Origin of the sequence: Paenibacillus forsythiae T98 (assembly GCF_000520735.1) — a bacterium.
GTDB classification, from domain to species: domain Bacteria; phylum Bacillota; class Bacilli; order Paenibacillales; family Paenibacillaceae; genus Paenibacillus_AQ; species Paenibacillus_AQ forsythiae.
Window position 1 is genome coordinate 1 of sequence record NZ_ASSC01000053.1, and the last position, 2,299, is coordinate 2,299.

2 protein-coding genes are annotated in these 2,299 nt (G+C 56.7%); both read right to left on the minus strand.

What is annotated here, in order from left to right:
- Positions 1–1,268 (minus strand): penicillin-binding transpeptidase domain-containing protein (locus L692_RS0101985; protein ID WP_025696717.1); only part of this gene is annotated, 1,268 nt, incomplete at its 3' end.
- A gap of 81 nt (positions 1,269–1,349) precedes the next feature.
- The coding region (locus L692_RS0101990) for a penicillin-binding transpeptidase domain-containing protein (RefSeq protein ID WP_025696719.1) at positions 1,350–2,299 on the minus strand (950 nt) is incomplete at its 5' end.

A 2,299-nucleotide genomic window follows, 5' to 3' on the forward strand; every position in this document is an offset into this window, starting at 1 on the left:
ACGGCCGCAATCTGCTGAATCGGCGTTACGGATACCCCTTGGCCGAAGGCTGTCGTTGCCAGTTCCACCGGCCCGACCCGCGACGGCTTGAACAGGATGCCGTTCTCCTCGCCGTTCAGGTCGATTCCCGTTTTGCTGCCAAAGCCGAAGTTGCGGATATACTGGAACAACGCGTCTTTTCCGAGCCGCTGTCCCAGAACGACGAAGCCGGGGTTGCAGGAATTCTCCACCACCTGCAGGAAGGTCTCGCTGCCATGACCGCCCTTTTTCCAGCAGCGCAGCCTCGCCCCGCCCACTTCGATATAGCCCGGATCGTAAAAGTGCTCGTGCTGCAAATCCACCTTGTTCTCGTTCAGCGCCGCCGCCAGCGTAATGATCTTGAAGGTCGAACCGGGTTCGTAGGTCATCCAGATCGGCAGATTCCGGTTATAGACCGCAGAGTCATACTCCTTGTATTGGCCCGGCTCATAGCCCGGACGGCTGGCCATCGCCAGAATCTCCCCGTTCTTCGGATTCATGGCTATCGCCCAGCTTGCGTTGGCCTGATATTTGACCATGGCCTGATCCAGCTCCCGTTCCATAATGGACTGAATCTGCTTGTCGATGGTCAGCTCCAGATTCAGGCCATCCTGAGGCTGCGCGTATCTCTCCGAGGAACCGGGCATCAGCCTTCCCCCCGCGTCGGACAAATACGAAATATTCCCGCCAATGCCCTTGAGCAGCTTGTCATAGACGCTCTCGATGCCGGTAATCCCCTGATTGTCTATGCCAGTGAAGCCGAGTATATGCGCCGCCAAATCTCCATACGGGTAGAACCGCTTGCTGTCCTCGGCCACAACGATGCCCGGCAGCTGCAAATCACGAATGTTCCCGGCAAGCTCCATCGTAATTTTGCGTCCGCCGGGCTGCAGTCTCACCGTGGATTCACGTTTGGACAACAGGGTTACCAGCTTCTCCTGTGTCATTCCCAGAAGCGGCGCCAGTTTCACCGCCGTTCCCTCTTTGTCCTTGACCTGTACCGGAATGGCATACACGGTCGGCGAACTGATATTATAGGCCAGCGGAATCCCTTCGCGGTCCAGAACTTCACCGCGCTTGGCCGTGAACGGAATGTTGCGGCGCCATAAGTCCTCCGCCCTGGCCGACAGTTCTTCGCCCTTGGACAGCTGCACATAGGCAAGACGCAAGGCCAGAGCCAAGAATAACACGGCCAGCCCCAGCAAGGTCCACAGCATCCGCCGCCGCGACACAACCTTCGAAACTTTCATTTCCGTCATCCCCGCCTTCCCAAGCATAGACATGCGCTCTTTCTTCATGACTATTCAGGACAGACAGGGCTTAGAACAAGCCTAGTTCGAGGATGCCGGATTCGGCTTGGAATCAGACTCCGGATTCGAGCCGGCGTTTGGTTCGGCTTTGCTTTGTTCATCTCCTGCCGCTGGTTCGGCAGCATCTCCTTCTTGATTATACGGCTTCAGGGTTAGCGCAACTTGAGTTTTGCCGTTATTTACGGACTCCTTCTGTTCCGTGACATATCCTTCTCCGCTAACTCGAATGCCGACCTTTAGCAAGGTCAGCACTTCAAGCGCATCCCTGAGCGATTCGCCGCGCAGATCGGGGATGTCCGGCTTGTCGGGCTGCTCGCCCAGCAGGTAAACCTTCTGCCCGGTTGACAGCGCCGTGCCCGGGGACGGATACTGGCTGACCACCGAAGCGCCGCTGCCGACGCTTTCGAAGTCATAGCCCTGATTGACGAGCTGCTCCTTGGCGGACTTCATCGTTTGGCCTACCATATCCGGAGCAGTGCGTACCGACACAGCGCCATTCCCGGAATTCTTCCCTTTCTTGTCGCCATCCGCGTACACTTTAGGAACACCCATATACTCCAAAGACTGCGATACGATCTTCTTGAACACCGGCGCCGCCGCCTTGCCTCCTCCAACATCCCCTTTCGGCTCGTCCATAATGACGATAACAGCGATCTTGGGATCGTTGACCGGAGCGTAACCTATGAACGAGACCAAATTCTTCGTATAATCATACTTTCCATCGTCACCCACTTTGATTGCCGTACCTGTCTTGCCAGCCACCCGGTAACCTTCGATATAGGCTCTCGCCCCGGTTCCGTTCTTCTGGTCGGCGACCACCTGCTCCAGATAGCTGCCCGTCTTTCTGGCGGTATCTGCGGAAATGACCTGACGTATCATCTCGGGCTTCGTAACGGTCGTCTTCCCGGTGTTCGGGTCTTCAATTTCCTTGACCACATACGGCTTCATCAGCTTGCCGCCGTTGGCAACGG